General features: G+C 39.2%; 26 protein-coding genes. 4 read left to right on the top strand and 22 right to left on the bottom strand.

The window, feature by feature from the left end; translation table 11 throughout:
* Nucleotides 1–124 precede the first annotated feature (124 nt).
* From ACFSTH_RS09590 to ACFSTH_RS09610, 5 genes are all read right to left on the bottom strand, one after another.
* Nucleotides 125–973 (bottom strand): inositol monophosphatase family protein, encoded by an 849-nt coding sequence (locus ACFSTH_RS09590; RefSeq protein ID WP_377770485.1) that lies wholly within the window; start codon nucleotides 971–973, stop codon nucleotides 125–127.
* 105 nt (nucleotides 974–1,078) lie between these two features.
* A complete protein-coding gene (locus ACFSTH_RS09595) occupies nucleotides 1,079–1,897 on the bottom strand; it encodes a sulfite exporter TauE/SafE family protein (RefSeq protein ID WP_377770483.1) in 819 nt (272 codons plus the stop codon).
* A 47-nt stretch (nucleotides 1,898–1,944) separates the two neighbouring features.
* Entirely contained in the window at nucleotides 1,945–2,274 is a 330-nt protein-coding gene (locus ACFSTH_RS09600; RefSeq protein WP_377770481.1) for a hypothetical protein, read from the bottom strand.
* Nucleotides 2,275–2,311: 37 nt separating this feature from the next.
* Entirely contained in the window at nucleotides 2,312–3,457 is a 1,146-nt protein-coding gene (locus ACFSTH_RS09605) for a D-alanine--D-alanine ligase (RefSeq protein ID WP_377770479.1), read from the bottom strand.
* A 26-nt stretch (nucleotides 3,458–3,483) separates the two neighbouring features.
* Nucleotides 3,484–4,746: an amidase domain-containing protein gene (locus ACFSTH_RS09610; RefSeq protein ID WP_377770477.1), complete on the bottom strand. Its 1,263-nt coding sequence runs from the start codon at nucleotides 4,744–4,746 to the stop codon at nucleotides 3,484–3,486.
* Nucleotides 4,747–5,089: 343 nt separating this feature from the next.
* Between ACFSTH_RS09610 and acnA the strand changes: the two genes are divergently transcribed.
* Nucleotides 5,090–7,804, top strand: coding sequence for an aconitate hydratase AcnA (acnA, locus tag ACFSTH_RS09615; protein WP_377770475.1), 2,715 nt, complete (start codon nucleotides 5,090–5,092; stop codon nucleotides 7,802–7,804).
* An 85-nt stretch (nucleotides 7,805–7,889) separates the two neighbouring features.
* Here acnA and ACFSTH_RS09620 read toward each other — a convergent pair whose 3' ends face one another.
* From ACFSTH_RS09620 to ACFSTH_RS09655, 8 genes are all read right to left on the bottom strand, one after another.
* Nucleotides 7,890–8,633, bottom strand: a complete 744-nt coding sequence (locus tag ACFSTH_RS09620; protein WP_377770473.1) for an IclR family transcriptional regulator — start codon at nucleotides 8,631–8,633, stop codon at nucleotides 7,890–7,892.
* Nucleotides 8,634–8,895: 262 nt separating this feature from the next.
* Nucleotides 8,896–9,387, bottom strand: coding sequence for an Imm26 family immunity protein (locus ACFSTH_RS09625; protein WP_377770471.1), 492 nt, complete (start codon nucleotides 9,385–9,387; stop codon nucleotides 8,896–8,898).
* A gap of 180 nt (nucleotides 9,388–9,567) precedes the next feature.
* The gene (gene folE, locus ACFSTH_RS09630; protein WP_377770469.1) at nucleotides 9,568–10,161 is read right to left on the bottom strand and encodes a GTP cyclohydrolase I FolE; all 594 of its coding nucleotides are present in this window, start codon (nucleotides 10,159–10,161) and stop codon (nucleotides 9,568–9,570) included.
* A 34-nt stretch (nucleotides 10,162–10,195) separates the two neighbouring features.
* Nucleotides 10,196–10,417 (bottom strand): YneF family protein, encoded by a 222-nt coding sequence (locus ACFSTH_RS09635; RefSeq protein WP_377770467.1) that lies wholly within the window; start codon nucleotides 10,415–10,417, stop codon nucleotides 10,196–10,198.
* A 455-nt stretch (nucleotides 10,418–10,872) separates the two neighbouring features.
* Complete coding sequence (gene queG / locus ACFSTH_RS09640) at nucleotides 10,873–12,066, bottom strand: tRNA epoxyqueuosine(34) reductase QueG (RefSeq protein WP_377770465.1); 1,194 nt, start codon at nucleotides 12,064–12,066, stop codon at nucleotides 10,873–10,875.
* A 3-nt stretch (nucleotides 12,067–12,069) separates the two neighbouring features.
* Nucleotides 12,070–12,504, bottom strand: coding sequence for a ribonuclease HI (gene rnhA, locus ACFSTH_RS09645; protein WP_377770463.1), 435 nt, complete (start codon nucleotides 12,502–12,504; stop codon nucleotides 12,070–12,072).
* A 53-nt stretch (nucleotides 12,505–12,557) separates the two neighbouring features.
* Entirely contained in the window at nucleotides 12,558–13,103 is a 546-nt protein-coding gene (gene lepB / locus ACFSTH_RS09650; protein ID WP_377770461.1) for a signal peptidase I, read from the bottom strand.
* A 104-nt stretch (nucleotides 13,104–13,207) separates the two neighbouring features.
* Complete coding sequence (locus tag ACFSTH_RS09655) at nucleotides 13,208–13,630, bottom strand: GNAT family N-acetyltransferase (protein WP_377770459.1); 423 nt, start codon at nucleotides 13,628–13,630, stop codon at nucleotides 13,208–13,210.
* Between the two features lie 236 nt (nucleotides 13,631–13,866).
* On the opposite strand from ACFSTH_RS09655, the gene ACFSTH_RS09660 reads away from it, so the two are divergent.
* A complete protein-coding gene (locus ACFSTH_RS09660) occupies nucleotides 13,867–14,535 on the top strand; it encodes a hypothetical protein (protein ID WP_377770457.1) in 669 nt (222 codons plus the stop codon).
* A gap of 614 nt (nucleotides 14,536–15,149) precedes the next feature.
* Here ACFSTH_RS09660 and ACFSTH_RS09665 read toward each other — a convergent pair.
* From ACFSTH_RS09665 to galU, 4 genes are all read right to left on the bottom strand, one after another.
* Nucleotides 15,150–16,271, bottom strand: a complete 1,122-nt coding sequence (locus tag ACFSTH_RS09665; protein WP_377770455.1) for a S1C family serine protease — start codon at nucleotides 16,269–16,271, stop codon at nucleotides 15,150–15,152.
* Between the two features lie 12 nt (nucleotides 16,272–16,283).
* Nucleotides 16,284–17,504, bottom strand: a complete 1,221-nt coding sequence (locus ACFSTH_RS09670) for an FxLYD domain-containing protein (protein WP_377770453.1) — start codon at nucleotides 17,502–17,504, stop codon at nucleotides 16,284–16,286.
* 303 nt (nucleotides 17,505–17,807) lie between these two features.
* Nucleotides 17,808–18,314: a GNAT family N-acetyltransferase gene (locus tag ACFSTH_RS09675; protein WP_377770451.1), complete on the bottom strand. Its 507-nt coding sequence runs from the start codon at nucleotides 18,312–18,314 to the stop codon at nucleotides 17,808–17,810.
* 55 nt (nucleotides 18,315–18,369) lie between these two features.
* The gene (galU, locus tag ACFSTH_RS09680; RefSeq protein ID WP_377770449.1) at nucleotides 18,370–19,242 is read right to left on the bottom strand and encodes a UTP--glucose-1-phosphate uridylyltransferase GalU; all 873 of its coding nucleotides are present in this window, start codon (nucleotides 19,240–19,242) and stop codon (nucleotides 18,370–18,372) included.
* Between the two features lie 156 nt (nucleotides 19,243–19,398).
* On the opposite strand from galU, the gene ACFSTH_RS09685 reads away from it, so the two are divergent.
* Entirely contained in the window at nucleotides 19,399–20,811 is a 1,413-nt protein-coding gene (locus tag ACFSTH_RS09685; protein WP_377770447.1) for an MATE family efflux transporter, read from the top strand.
* 57 nt (nucleotides 20,812–20,868) lie between these two features.
* On the opposite strand, the gene ACFSTH_RS09690 is transcribed toward ACFSTH_RS09685, so the two are convergent.
* The gene (locus ACFSTH_RS09690) at nucleotides 20,869–22,638 is read right to left on the bottom strand and encodes a stalk domain-containing protein (protein WP_377770445.1); all 1,770 of its coding nucleotides are present in this window, start codon (nucleotides 22,636–22,638) and stop codon (nucleotides 20,869–20,871) included.
* Nucleotides 22,639–22,696: 58 nt separating this feature from the next.
* On the bottom strand, nucleotides 22,697–23,731 hold the full coding sequence (locus ACFSTH_RS09695) for an LLM class flavin-dependent oxidoreductase (RefSeq protein ID WP_377770443.1): 1,035 nt from the start codon (nucleotides 23,729–23,731) through the stop codon (nucleotides 22,697–22,699).
* A 302-nt stretch (nucleotides 23,732–24,033) separates the two neighbouring features.
* Here ACFSTH_RS09695 and ACFSTH_RS09700 point away from each other — a divergent pair, with 302 nt between their 5' ends.
* Entirely contained in the window at nucleotides 24,034–24,465 is a 432-nt protein-coding gene (locus tag ACFSTH_RS09700) for a Dps family protein (protein WP_377770441.1), read from the top strand.
* A 127-nt stretch (nucleotides 24,466–24,592) separates the two neighbouring features.
* Here the strand turns inward: ACFSTH_RS09700 and ACFSTH_RS09705 are convergent, their stop codons facing one another.
* The 3 genes from ACFSTH_RS09705 to ACFSTH_RS09715 all read right to left on the bottom strand — a co-directional run bounded on the left by ACFSTH_RS09705 (nucleotide 24,593) and on the right by ACFSTH_RS09715 (nucleotide 26,152).
* Complete coding sequence (locus ACFSTH_RS09705) at nucleotides 24,593–24,928, bottom strand: type II toxin-antitoxin system PemK/MazF family toxin (RefSeq protein ID WP_377770439.1); 336 nt, start codon at nucleotides 24,926–24,928, stop codon at nucleotides 24,593–24,595.
* Nucleotides 24,925–25,227 carry an AbrB/MazE/SpoVT family DNA-binding domain-containing protein gene (locus ACFSTH_RS09710; protein WP_377770437.1) on the bottom strand — a complete coding sequence of 101 codons (303 nt, stop codon included), beginning with the start codon at nucleotides 25,225–25,227 and terminating at the stop codon, nucleotides 24,925–24,927. Before ACFSTH_RS09710 ends, ACFSTH_RS09705 begins: the two co-directional genes overlap by 4 nt.
* Before the next feature lie 169 nt (nucleotides 25,228–25,396).
* Nucleotides 25,397–26,152 carry a tyrosine-protein phosphatase gene (locus ACFSTH_RS09715; RefSeq protein WP_377770435.1) on the bottom strand — a complete coding sequence of 252 codons (756 nt, stop codon included), beginning with the start codon at nucleotides 26,150–26,152 and terminating at the stop codon, nucleotides 25,397–25,399.
* Nucleotides 26,153–26,464 lie beyond the last annotated feature (312 nt).

Below are 26,464 nucleotides of genomic sequence, written 5' to 3' on the forward strand. Positions count from 1 at the left end.
ATCCTCACTTTTCATCTATAGACTAACAACATAAAATAACAAAAAAAGGATACCTGTTGTTCATACTCCTGCAGGTTATCCTTTTATCTTCACTGATGCAATAATTCATCGCTTCTTATTTCTACTATTTATCTGCACTTTGCAGCTGCTGTTGTAATGCTACGTGAATGTTCCCATTGCTCGCTAATACATTACGAACACCCAAATGATAAGGCTCTCCAGAAACGTCAGTAACTGTTCCTCCAGATTCTTTCACTAGCAATACCCCTGCTGCCATATCCCAACTATTAAGCCCGATTTCCCAAAATCCACTCAAGCGACCAGCCGCAACGTAAGCCAAATGTAATGCTGCCGACCCAGCTACCCGAACATTGCGAACTTGTGGAATAAGATGCTGCAAACCTTTCATATTGCGTGGCAAAGCATGTGTTGTATCTGCTGGAAAACCAGTTGCTATTAAACTATTGTTCAAATCAGCTTCTTTAGACACCTGCATTAATTTGCCGTGCACATATGCGCCTTTACCTTTTTCCGCAACAAATAATTCATCTTTTATCGGATCGTAAACAACACCTACAATAACTTCCCCGTGATGTGCTAATGCAATAGATACACAGAAAAATGGAAATCCGTGGACAAAGTTAGTCGTTCCATCAATCGGATCTACAATCCAGACATATTCCTGATCCTTCACCGCATCTAACGCTTCAATTGCCGCAGCAGCACCCGCCGTTACTCCTTCTTCACCTAAAAAAGCATGTGTGGGAAAATGAGTTGCTATTAATTTACGAATTAAACGTTCCGAGCCTTTGTCCACTTCTGTTACCAAATCTTGCGAAGAAGACTTCTGTTCTAATTGTGCATAGTTACCGAGTTTAGTAGCAATCCACTCGCCCGCTTTAGCAGCACAGTTAATCGCCACCGCAGTAAAGCTTTTACTGCCGATAATAGAACTGCTATTTTGCTCTATCAAGTTGCCACACCTTCTCTCTTCTACTAATGCTAATATATCCATTTTATATGAAGTTCGATCTTTCGACAATCATTGACTGTCATTTATCCGAAACATAATGTTTGATTACAGCAAATTCATCCCATCAGCGATCATAACAAGTGCTAAGACAAGGATGGTTATTCGCAATAGCCACAAAAGACTTTTCCCACTCATTTTGGCAGCAATAGTTGCTCCTAGCTTTCCACCTATCCATGCCCCCGGTGCAAGTATTAGTACTAATAACCAGTTTACTTCCCCTAATACAATGTGCATACCACTACCTAACAGAGCAGATAGAAAGATGACAGACATCGATGTGGCGGTAGCGACATGCGGAGGAAAGCGGAACAACAACACCATTAAAGGTACGAACAATGAGCCACCGCCAATTCCAAATAAACCGGATATCGCTCCAACAGCAAATCCCATTCCTAGCAAGATTGGTACACTATAACTATAAGTATGTACTTGTCCCGTCCCATCTGTAATCGTCCGACTATGTTTGAATGAAACAGTTGTCGGCTTCATATACTCTCTAGAAATTAATAAAATCGCCATTGCTAGCATAAATATTCCAAAGCTCAACTGAAAATTATTCGACTCAAACTTTCCAGTTAATGCTGATCCTAACATCGATGCTGGACCACTAGTAACAAATAAAATAAGGGCACTTTTATAATCAATTAGCTTTCGCCGCCTATAGGTCATCGTAGACGCTAATGCGGTAAATACGAGCACACATAAAGAAACGCCAACTGCTACTGGATGCTCAATAGGAGCGCCAGTTAGCGCTCCCCCAAATAATAACAGCATAGGTACGATAATAATGCCGCCACCTAATCCGACGATACTGCCGAATGTGGCTGCTGCAATACCTAAAAAAACAAACAATACCCATTCCATAGGATGAAACCTCTATATTCTTATGATGTTATTTCACATGTTCGTTGTTATTTGCTATTGCTATTGTCTCGTCCAAAATACATTTCATCAGCAAGAGCCGTTTGGACGCGTGCTTCTTCTTCTGTTAATTTACGCACCAGCTCTAATTCCACACCTGTTACTTCGTCTCCTTGAAAATTAATTTCAGGTGTATAGGCTGATATACGAACGATTGCAACCGCATCATTATTTGGTGCATAGGCGATTACGTGCTGACCTGTCGGATAAACACGAAATCCACTTTTCACCATTTTACCACGACCATATTCCAATAGCTCATATAGTTCTTGTTCGGATTTAAATTTACATACTGAATTAAACTCTGTTTGAAATCCCATTGTAATCCCATCCTTTGTATCGATGTTATCGTGCGTCTTATTCTGTATACACTAGTCGTTGTTTTTCGGCATGTCTTTCTAATGCCAAATCTATCAATTTTTGCAACAACTCGCCGTACGAAAGGCCGCTTTCTTTCCACAATAGTGGATACATGCTGAATGGTGTAAATCCTGGCATCGTATTAATTTCATTAATATATATACGATTGTCTTCTTTCCCGACAAAGAAGTCAACTCGTGACAATCCCGATCCATCAATCGACTGGAACGCTCGTACAGCCATCTCTCGTATTTGTTCTGTAGTAGCTTCGTCTAATTCCGCTGGAATAATCATGGCAGATTTTCCATCAATATATTTTGCTTTATAGTCATAAAATTCATTATTGGGCACTATTTCACCTGGCACGGAAGCTTGTACCTCATCATTACCAAGTACACTTACTTCAATTTCACGAGCATCAACAAATTCTTCCACAATCACTTTGCGATCATAACGAAAAGCAAAATTAACAGCTTCGATTAGTTCTTCCCTATTATTCGCTTTCGATATACCGACGCTTGACCCCAAATTAGCTGGTTTTATAAAACAAGGATAGCCGAGCGACACTTCACATTCCATAATAAAAAATGGCGCATCTTTATCCCATTGGGTACGATTAAAATAACGAAATACACACTGTGGTAAGTCTTCTATTGCAAACACTTTTTTCATCATTACTTTGTCCATACCAACAGCCGAAGCAAGAACTCCTGCACCAACATAAGGTACGCCAGCCATCTCTAACATCCCTTGAACAGTACCATCTTCCCCATACGTTCCATGCAGCAATGGAAATATTACATCCAGCACTTTACGATCATCGGTAGTTTGAACACTCGATACGTAAGCTCTTTCCGTTGATGATTGTAATTCATTATTATTGCAACTTGCATCAGACTGAAATAACATAGCAATGCTACTGCTATCATTGTTAGCTGCCAATTTAATTTGCTCGATTGTGGCAGGTGGTTGATGAAGCGTAGCTCCACTGCGCCACTGCCCTTCCTTCGTAATATAGAACGGTATAATTTCATATTTGTCATAATTAAATTGTCCCATTACTGCTAGAGCTGTCTGCAAGGATACTTCATGTTCGCCAGACTTTCCCCCGTACAGTAAACCTACTCTTACCTTACTCCCCATATTGCAGTCCTCCGACGTATATATTGTCAATCTGAAACAATGTGAAAAAAGCGATACTTCGTATTTCGTGTCCACGCATAAGAATCGCTATAATCCCAGTAACGATGTCTACTAGCAACAGTATTAGCATTTACTAGCGGTTGACCAAAGGCATCAAATGCAGTAACAATGGTACTATGTTGGAATCTGCCATCGCCTGACCAATCATACGTAATAACATCACCAAGCATCAATTGATCCGCTCGATCCATCATAATAGCTCGTAATCCGGTATGACGTTTGCTACTCAAATAAATAGTGAGTGCATGTGATACTGCCCAGCTATAGCTCCATTTTTCCTGCTTGTTTACTCTTCCTGTGTACCACCAGCCATTTGATCTCTTACCAGTATAATTCATCGGAGCACCACCTGCAAAGAGACACTGCGAAACATAATGAGTACAATTCACATCAAACAATTCATATTTCGGATTTCCTTCGTTCCACCACCGATCCGCATAAGCTACCGCATGATCTCGCAAATATGCTGCACGGTGATAAAGAGGTAACGTTGCTGTAAATATAGCACCATTCAAATAAGGTACAGAACGAGCGAGAGGCTCTTCTATTTCTCCTACTTCTTCTAACCCATATTGCTGTACGTAATCTCCATATTTAGGTCTTCGTTCATATATAAGTGGTTCAACACGTAACAATTGAAAAACACCTTCTTGTTCTCCAAACCACAAACGTTCGAACTCATATCGTTCTTCTACATAATGCATATCTCTTTGGACTATTTTTTTCTTGATGTGTAATTTAAGAAGTACCGTCACTTCTTGATTTGCTTGGTGCACGCGTATTATTTCACCCTTTGTTTCACAGCCTTGTGACAACGCACCACGCAGTAATTCTCGTTCTTTTATACGATCAAGCCGTACAATCATCCGCTCCACATGCTGCTCATCATGCACTACATCATATAAATCGAATCGTTGCTCTGCTTCTGCTGCATTATAGACTTCTATATATCGCTGTAATGATTTACGCCAACTCGCTTGTTCTTTCGTTTTAGTTTCTTCCTTTTGTTGTTGATTATTAACAGATGAATTAGCTAGTAATGAAGATAATTTCACCTTATGTTCGTTTGCTTTTTTTATAACTTGCTTGTGACGATTACTTATCGTTTCTGTACTACTACTTATCATGCGTGGAGTCAGCGTATAAGACTCCGATACTCGTTTGCGAGTAATCGTTTGCTTCGCATCATTCTTCGTATAGACACTGTGCTTACGATTCGACTTCGACATGTTCGTTCCTCCTTCTAAAATTAACTAACATCATGAACAATATCGTTTATTATATTTAATTAGAATATTTTCAATTACGAATATAACTATTCGTCTAAACGGAACATAGGTATAACATTTCGATTTAATTACAGAACTGCTTAAGTATATGCACCGGTCTTGCAAATCATGAACAATACAGCCGAAACTACTACAACGAACACTTTTAATTTACAGGGCAAATACCCTTTACGTACCCCCCTATTTAAAGCTATACTATAGGTAGAGGTTTTTTTGAAATCGTGTTTCATGTTATGAAACACCATCTATACGTTTGTTGATTATGATGTAAAGGAGATTGAATATGTCTAAACAAAATCACTATTCTGTTCGTTCCACATTGCTGTCTGGTGACAAAACATATGCTTACTATCGTTTGGATGGTTTGCAGGAGCAAGGTATTGGCGATATTTCGAAATTGCCTTTTTCCATTAAAGTATTGCTAGAGGCTGCGGTTCGTCAATATGACGGTCGTGCAATTACAACAGAACACGTAAAACAATTGGCAAACTGGGCAAATGGCCGTGAAGACAAAGAAGTGCCTTTCATTCCTGCTCGTATCGTACTGCAAGACTTTACTGGGGTACCAGTAGTTGTCGATCTAGCTGCCATGCGTGATACAGTAAAAAAAGCTGGTGGAGATCCAAAACAGATTAATCCACTTGTACCTGTCGATCTCGTTATTGACCACTCGGTAATGGTTGATTCCTTCGGCAACAAAGATGCACTAGAATACAATACTCGAGTAGAATTCGAGCGTAATGAAGAGCGTTATCGTTTCTTACGTTGGGCACAAACAGCATTCGATAATTTCCGTGCAGTTCCTCCAGGAACAGGAATCGTTCACCAAGTTAACTTGGAGTACTTGGCTTCTGTAGCAGCTACTAGAAATATAGATGGGGAAGATGTCGTTTTCCCTGATTCACTTGTAGGTACGGACTCTCATACAACGATGATTAACGGGCTTGGCGTTGTTGGTTGGGGTGTTGGTGGTATTGAAGCAGAAGCTGGTATGCTTGGACAACCACTTTACTTTGTTATGCCAGAAGTAATTGGCTTCAAATTGACAGGTAGTTTAGCGGAAGGTTCTACAGCAACTGACCTTGCACTTACTGTTACACAAATGTTGCGTAAAAAAGGAGTCGTTGGCAAGTTCGTAGAATTCTATGGTCCTGGTCTATCCAACATCAGTCTAGCTGACCGTGCAACTGTTGCTAACATGGCGCCAGAGTACGGTGCTACAGTCGGCTTTTTCCCAGTAGATGATGAAACGCTTGATTTCATGCGTCAAACTGGTCGTGCAGATGAGCAAATTAAATTAACGGAAGATTACTATAAAGCACAAGGAATGTTCCGTACAAATGAGACAAGCGATCCTGTGTTCAGTGACGTTATTGAACTAGATCTATCTACTGTCGTACCATCATTGGCGGGACCAAAACGTCCACAAGATCGTGTGGAACTTACTGCTATGCAAAAAGCTTTCAATGAAATCATTCGTACGCCGATCGACAAAGGCGGATATGGATTAAGCGATGAAAAAATTGCTGAAGTAGTAACAGTGAACCATAAAAATGGTGAAACTACTAAAATGAGTACAGGCGCAGTTGTTATTGCAGCAATTACGAGCTGTACGAATACTTCCAACCCAAGTGTTATGCTCGGTGCTGGATTAGTAGCAAAAAAAGCAGTAGAGCGTGGTTTAGTAAAACCAGCCTACGTAAAAAGCTCACTTACACCAGGTTCGCTAGTTGTTACAGAATACTTGAAAAAAGCTAACCTAATGGAGCCGCTTGAAGCACTTGGTTTCCACCTTGCTGGTTACGGCTGTGCGACTTGTATCGGTAACTCTGGTCCACTTCCAGAAGAAGTTAGCGATGCTATTAACGAAAATGATATGACGGTAGCAGCTGTTTTATCTGGTAACCGTAACTTCGAAGGACGTATTCACGCTCAGGTAAAAGCAAACTATCTTGCTTCTCCACCACTAGTAGTTGCTTATGCACTTGCTGGTACAGTGAATATTGACCTAGTTAATGATCCAATCGGCTATGACCAACAGCAACAACCGGTTTACTTGAAAGATATTTGGCCAACTAACCAAGAAATCAAAGAAGCAATTGCTACAGCACTTAACCCAGAAATGTTCCGCAGCAAATACGAAAATGTATTTACGCAAAACGAACGTTGGAATACAATCAATATTCCGGAAGGTGAAAGCTACGAATGGGATGCGAATTCAACTTATATTCAAAATCCACCATTCTTCGAAAACCTTAGTCCTGACCTAAATGATATTCAAGATATTCATGCAGCTAACGTACTTGCACTAATGGGCGATTCTGTAACAACAGATCATATTTCTCCAGCAGGTAACATTACATTGCAAAGTCCAGCAGGTCAATATCTCGTTAATCATGGTGTAGAGCGTAAAGATTTCAACTCTTACGGATCTCGTCGTGGTAATCATGAAGTTATGATGCGTGGAACGTTTGCAAATATCCGTATTCGTAACCAGGTTGCTCCTGGTACAGAAGGTGGCGTAACGAAATACTTGCCAACCGATGAAGTAATGTCTATCTACGATGCTTCTATGAAATATCAAGCGGAGAACCGAAACTTGGTTGTTATCGCTGGTAAAGAATACGGTACGGGAAGCTCCCGTGACTGGGCAGCCAAAGGAACATTCCTACTTGGCGTCAAAGCAGTAATTGCCGAAAGCTTCGAGCGTATTCACCGCTCCAACCTAGTTGGAATGGGCGTTCTTCCGCTACAATTCCTAGAAGGACAAAGCTGGTCAACACTAAATATTACTGGTCGTGAAACATTCGACATTAAAGGCTTGTCTAATGAAATCGGACCAGGTGCTACAGTAACAGTAACAGGTACACGTGAAGATGGAACGACTTTTGACTTCAAAGCAATTGTTCGTCTTGACTCATTAGTAGATGTAGATTACTACCGTAACGGAGGAATACTGCAAACGGTACTTCGTCATATGATCGCTAATATGAAGTAAGTAACAGCCTGCATGTTCTCCCGTTTAAACAAATAGCCGTCTATACTGATAATTGGATCATTTCCATTTCAGTTAGACGGCTATTTTATTTCATCATCATACCCATTTGGCGAGTACTCTCTATCATGATAGCAGCGTATTGCTTCATTCGTGCCATCGTCAGTCGGCTTGCTGGGCCCGATACAGATAAGGCAGCTGCCAATTGTCCATAGCGATCGAATATAGGGGCAGAAATAGCAGCAACGCCGGATTCACGTTCTTCGACGCTTGTCGCATACCCTAATGCCAATAACTCTGACATCTGCTCTTGGTACAATGTAATATCTACATTTTGACGAAATGACTCATCATTTAATATCATATCCTGTATAGCCGGCTCCGCATAAGCAATTAATACTTTACTAGATGCTCCTGCATAGAGTGGTAGACGCGCTCCCACCGGAGCCACACGTCTAATCGGTTCATTGCTTTGTACTGCCTGAATGCGTACCCGCTCCATCCCATCACGTACATAAATACTGACGGTTTCTCCTAATTCATCGCGTAATCGAACAAGCTCTGGTAACCATATCGTTGCTTGATCTTCTGAGCGAGATAAATTAGCAGATAGTTCCCACACTTTAAGACCTAGATGGTAGCGCTCCGTCTGACGATCTCGTTCAATAAATCCTTTTTCTTCTAGTGTTGCTAGCATACGATGTACCGTACTTTTGTGTAAACCAACATGTTCCGCAATTTCCGTCATCGCCCAATCTGTGCGAATCGTAAAACAAAGCAATATATCGAGTGCCCGGTCTACTGCTCGCACCGTCATTTTACCTTCTTCCATACTTCCACCCCTTCGCACTTATTATTTATTTTATCTATATGAAATATAATGCTATTATAAACTTTCATCCGTTACATATATTATAACATGCCAGTTTCACCTTTTGAAACCCCATTTCAAAATCATTGATAATAATTATCAATTATAAACCGATAATTTTTCAGCGACAAGTACAAAAAAACACTATGCCGAGTAGAACCTCATCAGCTCTCTATATTAGAACAAATGAGTCTATACTACAGATATAGTGTTTTATTATTCTTTAATAATATTTTTTTCCATATAATAACTTGTGCATTTCGCGCCCAATCGAACGATAGCTTGATAAACCATTAAAATCAGCATATCGCGGTACGTGAGTAAGCCTTTCACCTTGCAAATTATAGTATACATTCCGTTTTTCAAAATCATCAAAAAAGCCAAAGTCAACACTTTTCTCAAGTGGAGTTACAGGAATATTGCCGATCGTCTCAAAGTAACCATTTTTCCATCCTGTTTCACTAACAACTGTCGGAGGTAGCAGTAATTTATTCGGATCAAGACTGTCTGGCATTTCTTTATGGTCTTGTGAATAATTATAAATATAAACCAAATTTTTTCCAGCGAAATTCAAATTTCGACTTTTAATATCCACTTGAATAACTTTTCCAACATAATTTACTCCTCGTTTTGGTTGGGTAACAAACACGTCACCACTCAGCAAAGGCTTCGTTGACTTCTTCAACTCTATTAACTCCGTAAATTCAGAAAACATAAAAACGCCTCCCCTACTCTTTATACTAGTTTACCGTTAGGAGCTACTTTAGGCTGTAGCAAATCTCATCTATTTAGTATAGATAGCGCTATCATCATTTAGAACTATGATGTAAAAAGCTATCCATCTCCTGTACTGCAACCATGATTTCATTAGCAGTAATGGATGAATAGCTTTATATTATGATCTAATTAACGATAGAAACTCCGTACGTAATGCAGCATCATTACGGAAATATCCACGTACACCTGAAGTAACGGTCACACTACCGGACTTCTTAATCCCTCGAGCACACATACACATATGCTCTCCTTCCACAACGACCATCACACCATGTGGATTTAATTCTTCATCTAAAATATCAGCAATTTGCGATGTTACCCGTTCTTGTACTTGTAATCGTCTTGTCACAGCATCCACCAGTCGTGCAAGCTTGCTCAATCCGACAATTTTCCCACTAGGAATGTAGCCGATGTGCACTTTTCCGTAGAATGGAGCCATATGATGTTCGCAATGACTATGGAATACAATATCTTTGACAATAACAAGCTCTTCATGCTGCTCATCAAAGGTAACGCCGAGAACTTCACGTGGATCTACAGAATAACCAGCGAATACTTCTTCATACATACGCGTTACTCGTGCAGGTGTCTCTAGCAGTCCTTCACGCTCAATATCTTCTCCCATTAAACGCAATATTTCTTTCACATGATGTTCGATTCGTTCTCGGTTTTCTGCTACATTGGAATTGACGTAGTCTTTCTTACCCGCCATTTTAAAAACCACTCCTTCTGGCTATAAGCCAAACCTATTTACGAGGGAACTTTTGATTTTTCATCATGTTTTGTGCTTTAGCCATTTGCTGTTTATTTAGATTATAGCCCATTTGTTTCGCCATTTTTTGCAGCATATCGGGATTTTTTTGCATATTTTCTAGTTGGCGACGCAAATAAAACACGCCGATAAAGAAGCCACCGACAAGTCCCACAATTAATGTAACAATAGGTATTACTATTTCATACCAAGCCATCCATGCTCACCTATACCTTTCAAAATAACTTCACATCCATGTATGATAGCATGTTCCCTCGTCTCCTGCAATTGACAAAACAATAAAAAAGTCACATACATTTCTCATTTCATATTTATACTACCATATTAATCAATATAGCAGTAAAAAACAACTAATAATCTCTTTTAATAGATTATAAATACTAAAATACGATTATTTTCCACATTTTTTATAGATTATCAAGTTGACATATTGTTACATAGTTTATGAGTATATTCATATCTTTTTTTGTTATACTTATTCCGCTTCTTTCATGCAGTAAATACTGATGCTGAGGTAACTAATAAAAATGAGGTAGAACTTTTAATTACTCAATTTTAATTAATTAGATTTATCTTCCTTTTTATGGAGTTTGTGATTAATAGAATAAAAAAAAGCAGAGTAGAAAATTTCATTTCCACTCTGCACTTCGTTTATAATTTATCATCTAATCTACGTTCTTCTGCTGTGTAATCTACTTTCTTTAATGATGATGCTATCGCTTGTAAAACTTCCTCATGCTCTTCCGTTTCTGCTGCTTGTCCCAGTGCATTTTTTGCTGCTTCGCCGCCAATTCTCCCCAGTGACCACGCTGCTGTTGCTCGTAGAACATGACGGGGATCTTCTAATAGAATCGTAATGAGATCTGGCACCGCCCCGGCTTCTTTAAAATTACCTAACCCAATAACGGCGTTACGCTGAATCGGATTTTTGCCACGCCATGCTGCTGCGGTATGACCAAACTGTTCTTTGAACTGACGATTACTCAGCTTTAGCAAAGGTAGTAATAGTGGTTTCGCCAACTCGGGGTCCGGTTCGAACTCTGGTTGATGCGTCCAATTTTTATGGCGATTTACAGGGCAAACGAGTTGACACGTGTCGCACCCATATAATCGATTACCCATTTTTCGCAAATACTGCTCAGGTACGACCCTTTTCGTTTGGGTCAAAAAGGAAATGCATTTCTGCGCATCTAGCTCCCCAGGACCAACCAATGCTCCTGTCGGACAAGCATCTAAACATTTCGTACATGTGCCACATTGATCGGTTAACGGTGTATCTGGAGGCAGAGGTAAATTCGTAATCATCTCTCCCAAAAAAATCCACGAACCAAGCTCTGGTGAAATAATCATACAATTTTTAGCGCTCCAACCTAGCCCCGCTCTTTCTGCAACGGCACGATCAGATAGCGCTCCGGTATCAACCATACTTTCTATTCGTAAAGCCGGCACCTTTTCTCGCAGCCAATCTTCTAGCTTTTGCAATCTATCTTTTAGCACATGATGATAATCCATCCCCCAAGCAGAACGAGCAATAAATCCGCGTCTTGCTCCTTCCACAGACCGTGGGGCATCCTCTAGCTTGGAAGTATAAGTAATAGCGATGGCAATAATCGACTGGGGCGCATCAAATAAAAGTGCTGGATTCGTTCGCTTATCCAAATCCGGTTCTTCAAACCCAGATTCACGTCCTAATTCACGATGACGAATAAGTTGTTGCTTTAACTCTGTGAACGGATCTGCCGAAGCCACACCAATTTGGTCAATGCCCAGCTCCTTCGCTTGTTGCTTCATCTCTTCTTTTAGTGCTGCCCAATTGTAATTGTTTAACTGCTCTATTTCCATCATACATCAAGCCCCTTTAATGCCTGCTCGGGCCAACTCATCACAACGATTATTCCACTTATTATCGCTATGACCTTTCACTTTGATATAGGTAACTTCGTGCATTTGCATAAGCTCCCATAGTTCCTTCCATAAGTCTTGATTTTCTACAGGAGCTTTTTTACTATTACGCCAACCATTTTTGAGCCAATTATGAATCCAGCCATTTTTAAAACAGTTAACGACATAAGCAGAATCACTATATATATTTACTTTGCATGGTTCTTTTAATGTAGACAACCCAGCGATGACCGCTTGAATTTCCATCCGATTATTAGTCGTCATCTTTTCTCCACCAGATATTTCTTTCTGATGATCACCGTAAAATAATATTGCACCATATCCACCAGGCCCAGGATTACCAGAGCACGCACCATCTGTATATAACTCCACTTCTTTCACAACATAACCCCCATCTAATCGTCACTATATCTATACTTTTACCTATTCTCCTATTATAACCCTTTGATTTGATTAAATGGCCACAATATAAACTGGGCTTTGCCAATAATCTTCTTCTTATCTACTCCGCCAAATGAACGACTATCTGAACTAGCAGCTAACGCGCGATTATCACCTAATACAAAATATTCATTTTGCTGTACTGTATATGATCCATAGTCGCTTCCCTCAATAAAGGAAGCTTCCTCAGGTAAGTATGTTTCCTCTACTTGCACACCGTTCCGATATAAATAATGATTAACAACTTGAATCGTATCACCTGGTAATCCAACCACTCGCTTAACTAGCAAGCGATTATCACCAATTCCATCATAATTATCTTCTTTCAAAATAACAATATCTCCTAATTTAGGATTTCCAATCAAATAATTCCATTTACCAACAAATAAAATTTGTTTTGCCGCTAATGTCGGCTCCATTGACTGCCCTTTAACAATCGTTAATTGAAAAACGAACAAGTTTAACAATATAGCGATGATTAAAGCAACACCAACCAGTTTGAGCCAGCTAAATATTTCTTTCCACCAATCCATTGTCATATAATCACTCCCATATAATAAGAAAAGCATATCTGGTTGCCAAATGCAATGGCAAATAGATACGCTTTTCTTCCATTTTGTAGATTGTAAGACAGTTATCGCTATTAACCAGCGATAATACTCAACTTTTGGAATGAGCGAAAAAGATCTCCAGCTACATATCCAAGTGATTCATAGAGTGGCAAAACAGGCTCATTGTGCTCATCAGCAGAAATCATAATTTTAGCAACTTTACGTGACTCGAACCGCTTTTTCAAACCTAATACCAACGACTTTCCGACACCTTGACGACGATAGCTACGCGAAATAGCAACACGGTAATAATACCCTTTGTTATTATCAATCGTACCAATAATAACGCCTGCCACTTCATTGTTAATTGTAGCTACTAATACAAGATCACTATCCCATGATAATTGGCGAGCAAAAGCTTCTATCGTCTGCTCATAGCATTCTGCGGATAATACTTCTTCCAGCAATGCCGTAATCGCCCGATAGTCGGACAATTGAAAAGAACGTACGTCCATCACTCTACACCTTCTATACCCTGTCATATATGCTTCAACTATATATAATACGACAAAAACTTCGATAATCCTCTTTTTATTTACAATTTATTTATTTATTTTGTCTGCTAAATGTTTCCTAATAGTTTTTAGCCTACTTTTACACCACCTTAGGCTCATGCGCATATATTGTGTAATAACTAACGATAGGCATTTACTTTGAAAAATTGATTTGATAAATAAAGGAGTTTTTTAGTATGACTGATTTTTATACATCTTCTTATGAAACATTTGACCGCGTTGGAGATAACTATTACTGCCAATATTGCGGCTGTCAGCATGATGCATCATTTGCGTTCGATCGAGCGCCAAGTCACGGAAGTCATCCCGGTGGCGGCGGACACGGCGGTGGTGGACAGCATGGCGGTGGACATGGTGGACACGGCGGTGGTGGACACGGCGGTGGTGGACAGCATGGCGGTGGACATGGTGGACACGGCGGAGGCGGGCAGCATGGTGGCGGACACGGTGGACATGGCGGTGGAGGACAGCATGGAGGCGGACATGGTGGACACGGTGGAGGCGGTATATTCGGTCCTTGGGGATTTCCGTTGCCATTACCCATCCCAATCCCTATTCCTGTTCCACAACCTTATCCTCAACAACAACCATATGTCACTGTCATTATAAATGGCAACAGGTACACTGTTCCTTATCGCCAAGGCATGTCTATTTATGACGCACTTGCTAGTACAGGAATAGTAGCTTTTACAAATAATTATCAAATTGCTGCTATTGCCGGAATTCCAATCGGTGGTACAATTACTTATCAGCTTTCATTAAATGGTCGCGTTATTCCAACCACAATGCTAAATTATCCGGTTAATGCCTACGATACTATTGAACTTAGACTTGTTAATTTATAACTAAACGTGTGCCTTCATTCAAAATTATATTAAGTATCACTTTATCGATTACGATTAACCCTGTAAAGAAAAATCGCTATCTAATAAAAAACTTGCTCCCGTACAACAACAGATATTTTTATTTCATCTGCCTATTTGTAGGGGAGCATATCAACACGGCGGACCAGTTTCGAGTCCGATTATACGATTTTTAAGTCAAAGTGCCGCACAGGGAATAGCTTTTGACCTCATTTATACGATTTTTAGGACAAACCACAGCATATCCTATCACTTTTGAACTCATTTATACGATATTTAGGACAAACCACCACACATCCTATCACTTTTGAACTCATTTATACGATATTTAGGACAAACCACCACACATCCTATCACTTTGAGACCGTTTATACGATTTTTAGGACAAACCACAGCACATTCAATCACTTTGATCACATTTAAGCCTGTTTTAGAAATAATAGTTGCATCAATTTCTTTTCCGTTTAAACAATAAACGTGCTTCCTTGCACAACAGCTGCTACACTTATTTATCACGATTATTTAGCTTAAAATAGGTTTAGTGTATAATTTTACCAAGTTCATCCAGTCATAAATAGATTCGATGCAAAAAAAATTTAATCAGCACCTGTAATTAACTTCCCTTTGCCAGTCAAAATTTTTAACTGATCATTTTCGTAACCAACTTTGTAGGTAACCTGGTATTTACTGAGTACATAGTCTCCGCTCTTGCGTTCATCTACTGACAAGACGGCGGTAACTACCGCTTCATCGCTTTCTTCCACCGACACATGAATATCATCGATCACAACATTACGGGTATCCAAATATCCACTGCGAAACTTATCATAGTTCGTACCTTCCCGCCATGTTCCGCCAAGAAGTGAATAAGCATATACATAATCGCTATTATTTAAACTGTCGTAAAAGTGCGTAACCAAATATTCCGCTAACGACGCGAGTGATGTCGCTTCTTGTTGTAATTCATCATCGGAGGCAATACTCAAATCTGGCAACATCTCCATCGGTGTTTCTGACCACTCTTCGACCATACTAATAACATTTGTAATCGGAATGCTGAATCCGAACGTTCCTTCTTCCGTTCCAGCAGAATTAATACCAATGACTTCCCCTGTTTTTTGATCAACCAGTGGTCCTCCGCTGTTCCCTTGCGCAATAGGAGCTGAAATTTGATACAAATCTGTATACTGATAGCGACCAATTTCAAAATTCCGACCAATCCCACTAATCATGCCCGTCGTTATCGTATTCTGAAAGCCAAGCGGGCTACCAACAGCCAGTACATTGTCGCCTACTTCCGCTTTAATATGCCGTACTAAAGAAAGTGGCTCCATTCCGACTAGTTCCGGTACACGGACAACCGCAATATCAGTCGTCGTACTGATTCCAATTACTTCACCTACTAATTCACGGGCATCTGCTGTTTTGACTGACACATTACGAGCACCACTAACAACGTGAGCATTTGTAATCAAATCTCCTTTGGAATTGTACAAAAAACCAGATCCTTGATTACCAGCTGCTGTTTCAATCATTACCACTTGCTTTTGCGTTTCAAAAATAATGTCTTTGAGCGACCTTGAATAATCTTTTAGAGCAAGCAACGGTTTTCCAGCTAATTGCGCCGGAACCTCAGCTCGAACGTAGAAAAAGGCTACACTACTTACACTCAAAATAATAACTAGTCCCATGATGGCGATCCACATATAATTTCTCAATTTTATCGTCTCCTATTCCAAGTACCATGTGGCATGATCGACGACAACTTTACATTCTTGCCAAAAAGCACCATATATAGTCGAAGTGAATACCATCTGTTCACCCGCTTCTACAAAGTCAGGCGTAACTTTAGCACTACCACTATCAAGTTCATTACCTTCCAAATCATATACGGTAAATTGTACTTCGATGGTATGAATAGGACGTGTCGCTTGATTGCGTAACAATCCTTCGATCGTCATATTGCCGAATTCATCAAACGTATGTTCAATATGAATCACTTCCACAGCCGCTGTTTGATTAATTAAATCTTCTTCAGCCGCTTTTTGCATCGCTTGCTCAATCCGTTGTTGTTCTGCTTGTTCATATTGACGCTGCGCGTCTACTACTTGTTTGCGTAGTAAATCTAACGCTTTATTTCCTTGAGTAAATTGTAAAGCAACATCAATCGTCTCCAACGCTTTGGAGTAGTTCTTTTTCTTCAATAAATTCGCTGCTTCAGATGATGAAAGTTCTACTAACTTCTCCAGCATACTTTCTTTCAAAACTGCTGCTTCATCACCACCAAGCGTACTTACAGTATGTAGTTGCTCGGTAATCCGCCCTATCGAATTAGTAAATTGCAATTCTCTACTTAGTTTCTGTACTTTTAGCCCAACAGTTAATTCGTCCAATTTGCTTCGCAGTTTAAAATAAAGCGGTTCTTTCCGCCCTGTTAATCTACTGCGCGCTTGGTCCAATTGCTGTTCTGCTTCTACTGTCGACCCCTCTTCAATACTCTGCTCTGCCCCTTGCAGTAATTCTTCTAGTTCGATGGCATGATAAAGTACTTCCTCATCTGCAAGCAAAGCAGCAAATTGAGGACGATGGTTAGATGCTTGATGTAATAAGATCAGTGCCTCATCATATTCGCCAGCTAACGCCTTCGTTCTTGCATCTTGTTGCAACTTTAGTACTCTATTGTTAACTTCAACTTCATGCTGATAATAATAAAATAATGCTGCTACCGCGACAAGCGTTACGGTTAGTAATAAGGATAGTATAATTCCAATTGCTAATTTATTTTTTCTCGGTGTAGTGGACGTTGTTTGTTCCACAATACGACGTTCTGCCGACTCACCACTTATCCATTGTGCTTGGCTAGCTGCATGTTCTTGCATGGAAAATTGCATTTCTGCAAGTGCATGCTGTTCGATGATAGCCGCTGCCTCTTGCTCATTTAATGGCTCCAACGGCTGTCCACAATGGCTGCAGTAGTTTGCATCAGCTGCGTAATATCTTTCGCAATGACGACAATGCACGAATTTCTAGCCTCCAGCCATAATAATCTCTCTTTTTTCCCTCTTCTTCTATTCTATTCTATAACATTGTACACAGAAGCGCCATTTCAATTTCGAAGGTACGTTTTACCTATCACTTATTTACAGTACAAAAAAAATGATCTCATCGTATGCACAGCATCCATTGATATAGAAGCGATCTATCTGTGCATTATGAGATCATAGCAATCATTTATAGTAGGTATCTATTGTTATTTATGTCTGTAGCGTATATGTAGGAAGCATCCCCCGATATACACCAGGCACTGAATCATCAATCACGATTGCGCCTAGTTGTTTCGCATAAAAATCTACTGGACCCGCTCCACCAATAATGGCGTAGCCATAACCTACATCGCGCATCGCGTGCATGCAAGCAATTAGCAAAGCTTTGCCAACACCTTGCCCTCTCGTTTCCTCAGCTACGCCAGTAGGTCCAAAAAAACCACGTAATGTACTGTCATAGCAAGCAAAACCAAGCAATTTACTACGCTCTGTATCCGTAGGTTCTGTCGTAGCGATAATACAAGAAACAGGAAGACGTGCGAATGCTACTTCTACTTCACTTTCCCAGTATTCACTGAAATGTTCTTTGGCCCAGCCGCACACTGCTTTCATCTCTGGACCTAATGCTGTACGAATAACAATGCCCTTCTGCTTCATTTCTTCTAACACTGGTGCAAGTGGAGGCAATTCATATAACTTGACTAACATATCTGGCATACTCATTTTCTCCTTAGCACATGTTTTTGTAAGCGTTTTATTCATATTACTTCCATCAGTGTAGCATATTTAATTTTTCTAGCATGTATCGTTTCACATCATCAGCCAAATCAGCACGCTCTAATGCAAAATCAATCGTTGCTTGTACAAAGCCCAGTTTATCTCCAACATCATGTCTTACACCGTCAAATCGATACGCTAATAGTCGATTAAGTTCATATAAACTATCCGTTAATTGAATTTCCCCTGCCTTACCCGGTGTTGCCTTTTCTAATATGTCAAAAATAGATGGATCGAGTACATACCGCCCGACTACCGCATAATTCGATGGTGCAGTTCCATGAGCTGGTTTTTCGATAATAGAATGTACGGTTTCTACTTGCTGATTACCTCTAATATCTACGATGCCATACCGATAAGCATGTTCAGGTGGTACCTCCATAACGGCTACGATTGATGTTTGTTGCTCCTTATATACTTCCATCATACTTTGTAAACAAGGCTGTTTTGCCGTTAATATATCGTCCCCTAATAGAACAGCAAATGGCTCATTACCAATAAAACGACGACCACATAATACAGCATGTCCAAGACCTAAAGGTTCTTTTTGCCTAACATAATAAATATCTGCCAAGTGCGAAATACTTTGAACTAGCTCTAACATTTCTTCATTACCACGCTGTTCAAGCTCCATTTCTAACTCTACCGATTTATCAAAATGATCTTCGATTGCTCGCTTATGGCGACCACTAATTATAACGATGCTTTCTATCCCTGAATTTACGGCTTCCTCCACAATATATTGAATTGCCGGCTTATCTATAATAGGTAGCATTTCTTTCGGTTGTGCTTTTGTAGCTGGCAAAAAACGCGTCCCTAAACCTCCAGCTGGAATAATCGCTTTGCGAATAATTGATTTTGACTGCATGTCCGTTCACCTCATCACTTAAATTCAATCCATTATATACCAAGATGTCGCATTTTTAAAACAAAAGATCTAAAATCACCCTATATATCGTCAATTGGTTATGTTACTATTGTTTATTGACTCCACTGCAAAGCATGATATTAAGGAAGTGAATATATGAGCATAGCTAAAAAAATTATACCTGCGCAGCAATCTTTAGGCCCACAGTTTAACTTATTTTTATTAACGTGGCCTATTTTTATTGAACTCTTTTTATTTATGTTTATGGGAATTGCGGATACGCTAATGATTAGCGCTATATCGGATAATGCCGTGTCTGGCATTGGTGCTGCCAATCAATTTATGGTCATCGCTATACTTATATTAGAAGTAGTCGGTAATGGAGCCTCGATTGTCGTTGCTCAATATATCGGTGCCCGTAACTACAAAAGTGCGAGCAAAATTGCAGCACTAGCCATTACTTTGAATCTGGTCATCGGCTTAATCATTAGTATAGCATTTGTTTTCTTTCATTCTTTTATGCTACAGGCTCTTAATTTACAAGGAGAAGTGCTAGCCTATGCCGAAAGCTACCTAGCTATCGTTGGTGGGATGATTTTTCTACAAGCCATTATCAATGCTTTATCTGCTATTATTCGAGTCTTTGGCTTTACAAAACAAGCGATGCTCGTTTCCCTTGGTATGAATATCGTTCATATTATCGGGAATTATGTGTTGATCTTTGGAAAATTCGGTTTCCCAGCATTAGCAGTCGAAGGAGCAGCCATCTCTTCCGTAGTTAGCCGCTTGCTTGCGGTTATCTTCTTCGTATGGTTACTATTTAAAATATTGCCTGTCAAAATAAAGTGGAAATACTTTTGGTCACTATCTGGAGAGTATGTCCGCAAAATATTAAAAATCGGCATACCGTCTGCCTTTGAACAAGTGATGTATAACGGCTGTCAGCTCATCTTTTTATACTTTATTACCTTTTTAGGAGATCAGGCACTAGCTGCCAAAAACTATGTAAGTAACATTGCAAGTATATCGATTAACGTCTCTATTGCCATTGGAATGGGAACATCGATTATCGTTGGACGATTAATTGGAGCAGGAGAGAAAACAGCTGCTTACTATCGTGTGTGGAAAAGTACTATTTTGTCCTTCGGTATCTCACTGCTAACGATTAGTTTATTAGCGATCTTCCGTTATCCGCTTATGGGCATATTTACCGATGATCCGGAGATTATTGCGCTTGGAGCACAAGTTATTTTACTAAGCTTCGTATTAGATACAGGGCGTGCGCTCAACATTGTATTAGTAAACAGTTTACGAGCTAGTGGCGATGCCAAATTCCCACTCTATATCGGATTTTTCACGATGGTTTGTATGAGCTTACCTTTAGGTTGGTATTTAGCCATTACGTTAGATTTAGGCTTAGCTGGTATATGGCTCGCTATAGCCGCTGATGAATGGTTACGAGCATTCATTATGTTTCTCCGCTGGCGTAGTCGAAAGTGGGAAAAACATGCCCTTGTGACTGCCCAAGATAAGCGTCCTAATTATACGTATGAAGAAGCAACTATGTAACAAAACGAGCCGCTTGCAGCTATCTAATATGATGCTACTGGCGGCACGTTTTTCAGCTTATTCTACTAAAAATGTTTGATACGTCTTCATCAAAGACTGATACTTATCATCTTCTTGTAATTTTCTCACGAATTTATCCCAATCTGTAAGTGACAATGCACCCATAATGACTTTAATTTTCGTCTGATTAATTTGTTCATCTAAGTCTAGTTTATCTTTTAGTTGCTCAACGTCCAAACGTTTTTCTAGTGCAAGGTCCAGTCTATTCTCTACTACTAATGATTGTCGTTGTTTCTCGACTGTGGCATAACGCTTTGCTGTACTTTGTTCGTAATGAGACATATTTACCTTTGTAGAGCCAACAATAGTTGTAGCCAACTCCCGCTTCTGCTTCGCTACCTTCTCATCTTTGGTCACTTGATGCAAATAGTCTAAAACTTGCAAACTAGCATTTGTTTCTCTAAAACCTGACCAATATGGTACAAAATATATTCCTTCATAAGAAAGTGAGCTAGCCGTTACTTCTTGTGCAAGTGGCTCTCGTTTTAACGAAACAAGGGGCAGTAGCTCATCAGTTTTTTTCTTTTCTCCTAACTCTTGCTCCAGCTGCGCAGCCTCATCAAAAGTAAGAGCAGCGACCGTCGCCGTACCATCAGCAAACCGCTGATGACTTGCTTCTGGCGTCAATACAGCGAACTCTGGATCGAGTAATCCTTCCTGATACAATGTTTGTAACCACTCCAACGCAGCTCGATTACTTGATGCCAACGTTAGGTCAGTCAACTTACCATTTTCCCACTTATACCGTGACGGTGTTTCGTTGAATATATGTTCTACAAACGACAACGATCCTAACTCATAAGGCGTAACAAATCCAGTTAATCCCACCTTATCTTTGGCACTATTATTTTTAAGAACGATGTATAATTCCTCCATTGTAGTAGGGACAGCAAAGTTATATGTATCTAACAATGTTTGTCGTAATACCGGAAACGGTCCATCCACTGCCGATGTTAATTTAGGCACTCCTAACAAATCGCCATAACTTAATTTCACATGCTCCATCACCTGTTTTGGTAATGTGCGTAACTGTTTATAATTGTTAATATACGGTGTTAACGTAGTAGTAAATACGTCTAAAGAAACGCCACTTATCGAGGATGTAAACAACTGGAGTGTGGACATATCTCCTGCCGCCATTTTAATAAACAACTTGTCCTTATAAGATTGTTGTGGCACTTCCTCTATCGTAGTGACGGTATTCGTCTGCATATTCATATCTTTTACTAGATCATTTAACACAGAGACATATTTGTGATCCTCACTTAATGTGCTAGTCGGAATCATTATTCTCAATGCAACAGCTTCCATAGTTATCAATTCAATTGTCTGTTGTTTAGACTGCCATATTACTTTGTTTCCATCTAACTTGGCAATATAGCGAAGCGGAATATACATTTTCCCTTGTTTAGTTGTTATTTTTGTTGGCATACTCATCGTTTTTCCATTAAAAATAATGTCACTACTATTTTCAGTAAATACAATCGTTTTATTCGTTTTTCTGGCCGTTATCCGTTGTTGAACATCATCTACTATTATCTGATAATCAAGTGCGCTGAGAAAACTGGACAGCTCCACCATAGTTACATTGCGCTGTATGTACATATCAGCTACTTTTTGTAATTTAGCTCCATTTAATGTTACAGTTAGCTGCTTACTCAAACTTGCTGCATCGACTTGTTGCGATGGTATAGAAGCTATACTAGCTGGAAATAACAATGCAATAATGACACTTAGCGTTATGATGATCCTATACTTTCCTTTCATATTACTCCCCCTCGACTTCTTCCTATTCATGACATCCATTGCTCAAACAAATCGTTCATTAACTATCTCGTTGCGGCAATTCAAACGCTTCTGCGAGCAATCGAAAAGAACGATGTCTACTATATTTATCTGTAATCATATTCAAAATCATAATTTCATCTACCATCGCTTGACTAGCAAGCTCCGTTAATTTCTTTTTGACCGTTTCTACACTACCAATAACAAATCGTTCTAAATTTTCAGCACGCACCATCTTTTCTTGTTGTGTATACACATGTGCATTCGCCTCATCTAACGTTGGTGGAGATGGCTTAAAGTTACCCGTTCCCCATCTTGTCCACTGCAATATGCCTGGTTCTGCAAGATAAGCAGCTTGTTCATCTGTATCGGCAGCAATGACAATAATCGCCAATATACTTTTAGGCTGTGGAAATGCAGCGGAAGGCTGGAATTGTTCTCGATATTGTCGCAGCATAGGTACAGCTAAATGTGGACTTATATGAGCAGCAAAAGCAAAACCTAAACCATATTCTGCTGCAAACTGCATACCACCATTACTCGAACCAAGCATATACATATCCGGTACAAGTGATGAATCTGGCGAAGCACTAATCGCTTGAAAAGGATGTTCTTGAGGAAAATTGCGATGAAAATAACCTAATAATTCCGCAAACTGCTCTGGAAAATCATATGTAGTCACTGCTTCTCTCGAACGTCGTAACGCTAAAGCAGTAACACCATCCGTACCAGGTGCTCGACCTATACCAAGATCAATTCGTCCTGGGTGTAACGCTTCCAACAATGAAAAATTTTCGGCAACTTTGAGTGGACTATGATTCGGTAACATAATCCCGCCAGAACCAATCCGAATATGTTTCGTCAATGCAGCGACATGCGCGCCTAACAAATCTGGAGATGTACTCATCTGATATTTGGCATTATGATGCTCAGCAAACCAATACCTCGTATATCCTAACCGATCCGCTAACTGCGCTAATTCCGTACTATTTTGCAACGTTTCTGTTGCCGACTCTTCATTAAACATCGTTGCCAAATCAAGAATGGATAATTGTAATGGTGCTACATTTGTCACTTACTTCGCCTCCTATTTAAAACAACATCTAAAATTGTAATGAATGATTATGTAATAGCTTACCATAATAAGGTTAGATAAAAAAACTTAACCAATATCCATGCTCATGACATCCAAAAATATTAAACAATATGTACAATAAAGTGAACATTTTGTAACATGGATTGACAAAACCCTTTTTATTTGTAATAATTATAAACAAGTAATAAATACAAATTGTTTGTTTTTCAGTAAACAACCTCATAGTTTTGTAACATCAGGTTATACTATTCAATAACAAGCATATAGGAAGGAAGATTGTAATGACACTACACAATGAACTGAACAAACAAATCGCAAATTGGAGCTTATTGTACATTAAACTACACAACTACCACTGGTACGTAAAAGGTTCTCAGTTCTTTACATTGCATGAAAAATTCCAACAACTATACGAAGAAGCTGCACTACATGTAGACGAAATCGCAGAACGATTGCTAGCTATTAATGGACAACCACTTGGCAGAATGAGTGATTACTTAGCACAATCCAGCATCAAAGAAGCGAGCAACGAAGAAAATGCATCTGAAATGGTTGATCAATTGATTGCCGACTTCACAACAGTGATCGGGGAACTAAAAGCTGCGATGGCTACTGCTAATGAAGCAGATGACGAAATAACAGCGGACATGTTACTAGCTATTCATACGTCACTTGAAAAACATGTATGGATGTTGCGTGCATTCAATTCATAAATAATTAAAATAAAGTTTAGAAGTGAGTTACTATAAAAACCATCCATTCCCAAATAATAGTTTGGAGATGGATGGTTTTTGTTTCATCTATAAGTGCGTGCGAATCATATTGTCTTTTATCTTTGAATCAAGCTAATATCGAGCGTACATTGTGAAGTATAGTAAACATAAACTCACTTTCTTCCATAACGTGCCCTACGATTTTAAGTTTCCTAGTTTTCACATCCAAACTTTTAAATTGATTTGTAAGGACAACACCCGTAAATGGCAGACCATCTGGAAGTGGAACTTCGAATGGATAGTCTTTCACTTGTTTGGTAATCGGACAAACAACTGCAAAGCCAGTTATACTATTAAAGTTAAAATCAGACAAAACAATAGCAGGACGATGCCCCATCTGCTCATTACCAGCTTGTGGATCAAAATCTAGCCAAACTAAACTTCCGCGACTTGGAATGCTCAAATGAGTTCGTCTCCTTCTATCCCCAAATCTACTTCCTCATGTCTTATATCTGGTTTTACTTGAGATAACAAGTGGTTTAAATGAGCTCGCAACTCTTTTTGAGTATCTGTTGATGGTGATAATGGTCGAAGTAACAGTTCATTTTCTGTTGTTACTATAATTTCAATTTCTGATCCCTCAGATAAATTGAGACGTTTAAGAATCTGATTGGGAATACGTATCGCATTGCTATTTCCCCATTTACTAAGCGTAGCTGTCGTCATCAACATCACTTCCTTATCGTTGTTCTGATGACTCAATTATACCTCATCCCTTCTAGTATGTATATCCTTAGTATATACATACCTACAAAATAATACTTACTAAATTTTTATTCTCATTCAAAAGAGTAATACTGACGATGCTTGACGCTTAAAGCTTTAGCACATTCACTTAAATATCACTTTTAATATACCTTTATACAATTAATTATTCCAAATAAAACTGTCGTATTTGTTCTAATTTTGCTTGTGTCAAACCAAACTCTTCTTCCAGAAATGCTGCCGTACTACAATACACTTCATCAATAACATTAAATATAGCGTTTAAATACATTGGTCTTAATCTGAGTACGTCCAGCAAATTTTCTATTTTTTCCTCTGGAAGTATCCCTTCTAATTGTTCTCTCCATTGTTCAAACATCGGTTCTAACGTGATATTCGAAATAAGATAATCTTCTATTATTGTTTCTCTACATACACCCAATGCTAGATAAATAAAAGCGGAACCAATTCCCGTTCTATCCCTACCAGCAGTGCAATGATGAAGAAGACCAGCATTATTGCCATCTGCAAATAACTCCATTAACTTTTTAAAAGATGGATTATTAAATGCCATCTCTACATACATTTCTGCAAATATTTCGGGAGTAATATTTTCAAATTCCCCTGATAAAATAAGTTCACCTAAATCCATGGATACTCCAGTCATAGCAGGTATGCGAATATTAGTTACCCCTGAAAAGCATGGATCAGGCTTGGAAGCTGCTTCATCATCACTCCGATAATCAAATATAGTTTTAATACCCAGCGTTTTAAATAATCGCCGATCTGCTATCGTCATACCCGTTAATTCAGCCGAACGATATAAACGTCCATACTTTACGGTGCGACAATCTTTTGTCTTATAACCACCCATGTCCCGAAAATTATACACGCCTTCAAAAGGTAAAATATTAACCGTCATCTCAACCCACACCTTTACTCTCTTTTTCTCAGAAACTGCCAACGCTCTTGTGAGCTTATTTCAAAAAACTAGCTAGTCCTATAAAAAATAATTAAAGCTATTAATCTCACAAAAACATCGAACATATGCTAATCTATGAAAAAATAAGAGATTTGGTTAACGTTTTATTGGAATTAATGCAAACGCCTCTCAAAAATATCTTTTAATTCTTGATCATATTTTAAACATTTCTGTGCAACATTAAAGTTCTGAATTTCATTATTTAGATAAGTAAGGAGTAGAGAGAGCTTGCTATACTCAAATATTACAGTA

The organism is Paenibacillus yanchengensis (assembly GCF_042684845.1).
GTDB lineage: Bacteria > Bacillota > Bacilli > Paenibacillales > Paenibacillaceae > Pristimantibacillus > Pristimantibacillus yanchengensis.

Coding starts and splice junctions, on each gene's coding strand:
- lepB (WP_377770461.1), bottom strand. CDS start 13,103: ATGACAATGGATTGGTGGAAAGAAATATTTAGCTGGCTCAAACTGGTT.
- ACFSTH_RS09610 (WP_377770477.1), bottom strand. CDS start 4,746: ATGTCGAAGTCGAATCGTAAGCACAGTGTCTATACGAAGAATGATGCG.
- ACFSTH_RS09605 (WP_377770479.1), bottom strand. CDS start 3,457: ATGGGGAGTAAGGTAAGAGTAGGTTTACTGTACGGGGGAAAGTCTGGC.
- ACFSTH_RS09715 (WP_377770435.1), bottom strand. CDS start 26,152: ATGACGGTTAATATTTTACCTTTTGAAGGCGTGTATAATTTTCGGGAC.
- ACFSTH_RS09660 (WP_377770457.1), top strand. CDS start 13,867: ATGACTGATTTTTATACATCTTCTTATGAAACATTTGACCGCGTTGGA.
- galU (WP_377770449.1), bottom strand. CDS start 19,242: ATGCAGTCAAAATCAATTATTCGCAAAGCGATTATTCCAGCTGGAGGT.
- queG (WP_377770465.1), bottom strand. CDS start 12,066: ATGATGGAAATAGAGCAGTTAAACAATTACAATTGGGCAGCACTAAAA.
- ACFSTH_RS09655 (WP_377770459.1), bottom strand. CDS start 13,630: ATGGACGTACGTTCTTTTCAATTGTCCGACTATCGGGCGATTACGGCA.
- ACFSTH_RS09700 (WP_377770441.1), top strand. CDS start 24,034: ATGACACTACACAATGAACTGAACAAACAAATCGCAAATTGGAGCTTA.
- ACFSTH_RS09685 (WP_377770447.1), top strand. CDS start 19,399: ATGAGCATAGCTAAAAAAATTATACCTGCGCAGCAATCTTTAGGCCCA.
- ACFSTH_RS09620 (WP_377770473.1), bottom strand. CDS start 8,633: ATGGAAGAAGGTAAAATGACGGTGCGAGCAGTAGACCGGGCACTCGAT.
- ACFSTH_RS09675 (WP_377770451.1), bottom strand. CDS start 18,314: ATGCCAGATATGTTAGTCAAGTTATATGAATTGCCTCCACTTGCACCA.
- folE (WP_377770469.1), bottom strand. CDS start 10,161: ATGGCGGGTAAGAAAGACTACGTCAATTCCAATGTAGCAGAAAACCGA.
- ACFSTH_RS09635 (WP_377770467.1), bottom strand. CDS start 10,417: ATGGCTTGGTATGAAATAGTAATACCTATTGTTACATTAATTGTGGGA.
- acnA (WP_377770475.1), top strand. CDS start 5,090: ATGTCTAAACAAAATCACTATTCTGTTCGTTCCACATTGCTGTCTGGT.
- ACFSTH_RS09690 (WP_377770445.1), bottom strand. CDS start 22,638: ATGAAAGGAAAGTATAGGATCATCATAACGCTAAGTGTCATTATTGCA.
- ACFSTH_RS09600 (WP_377770481.1), bottom strand. CDS start 2,274: ATGGGATTTCAAACAGAGTTTAATTCAGTATGTAAATTTAAATCCGAA.
- ACFSTH_RS09625 (WP_377770471.1), bottom strand. CDS start 9,387: ATGTTTTCTGAATTTACGGAGTTAATAGAGTTGAAGAAGTCAACGAAG.
- ACFSTH_RS09595 (WP_377770483.1), bottom strand. CDS start 1,897: ATGGAATGGGTATTGTTTGTTTTTTTAGGTATTGCAGCAGCCACATTC.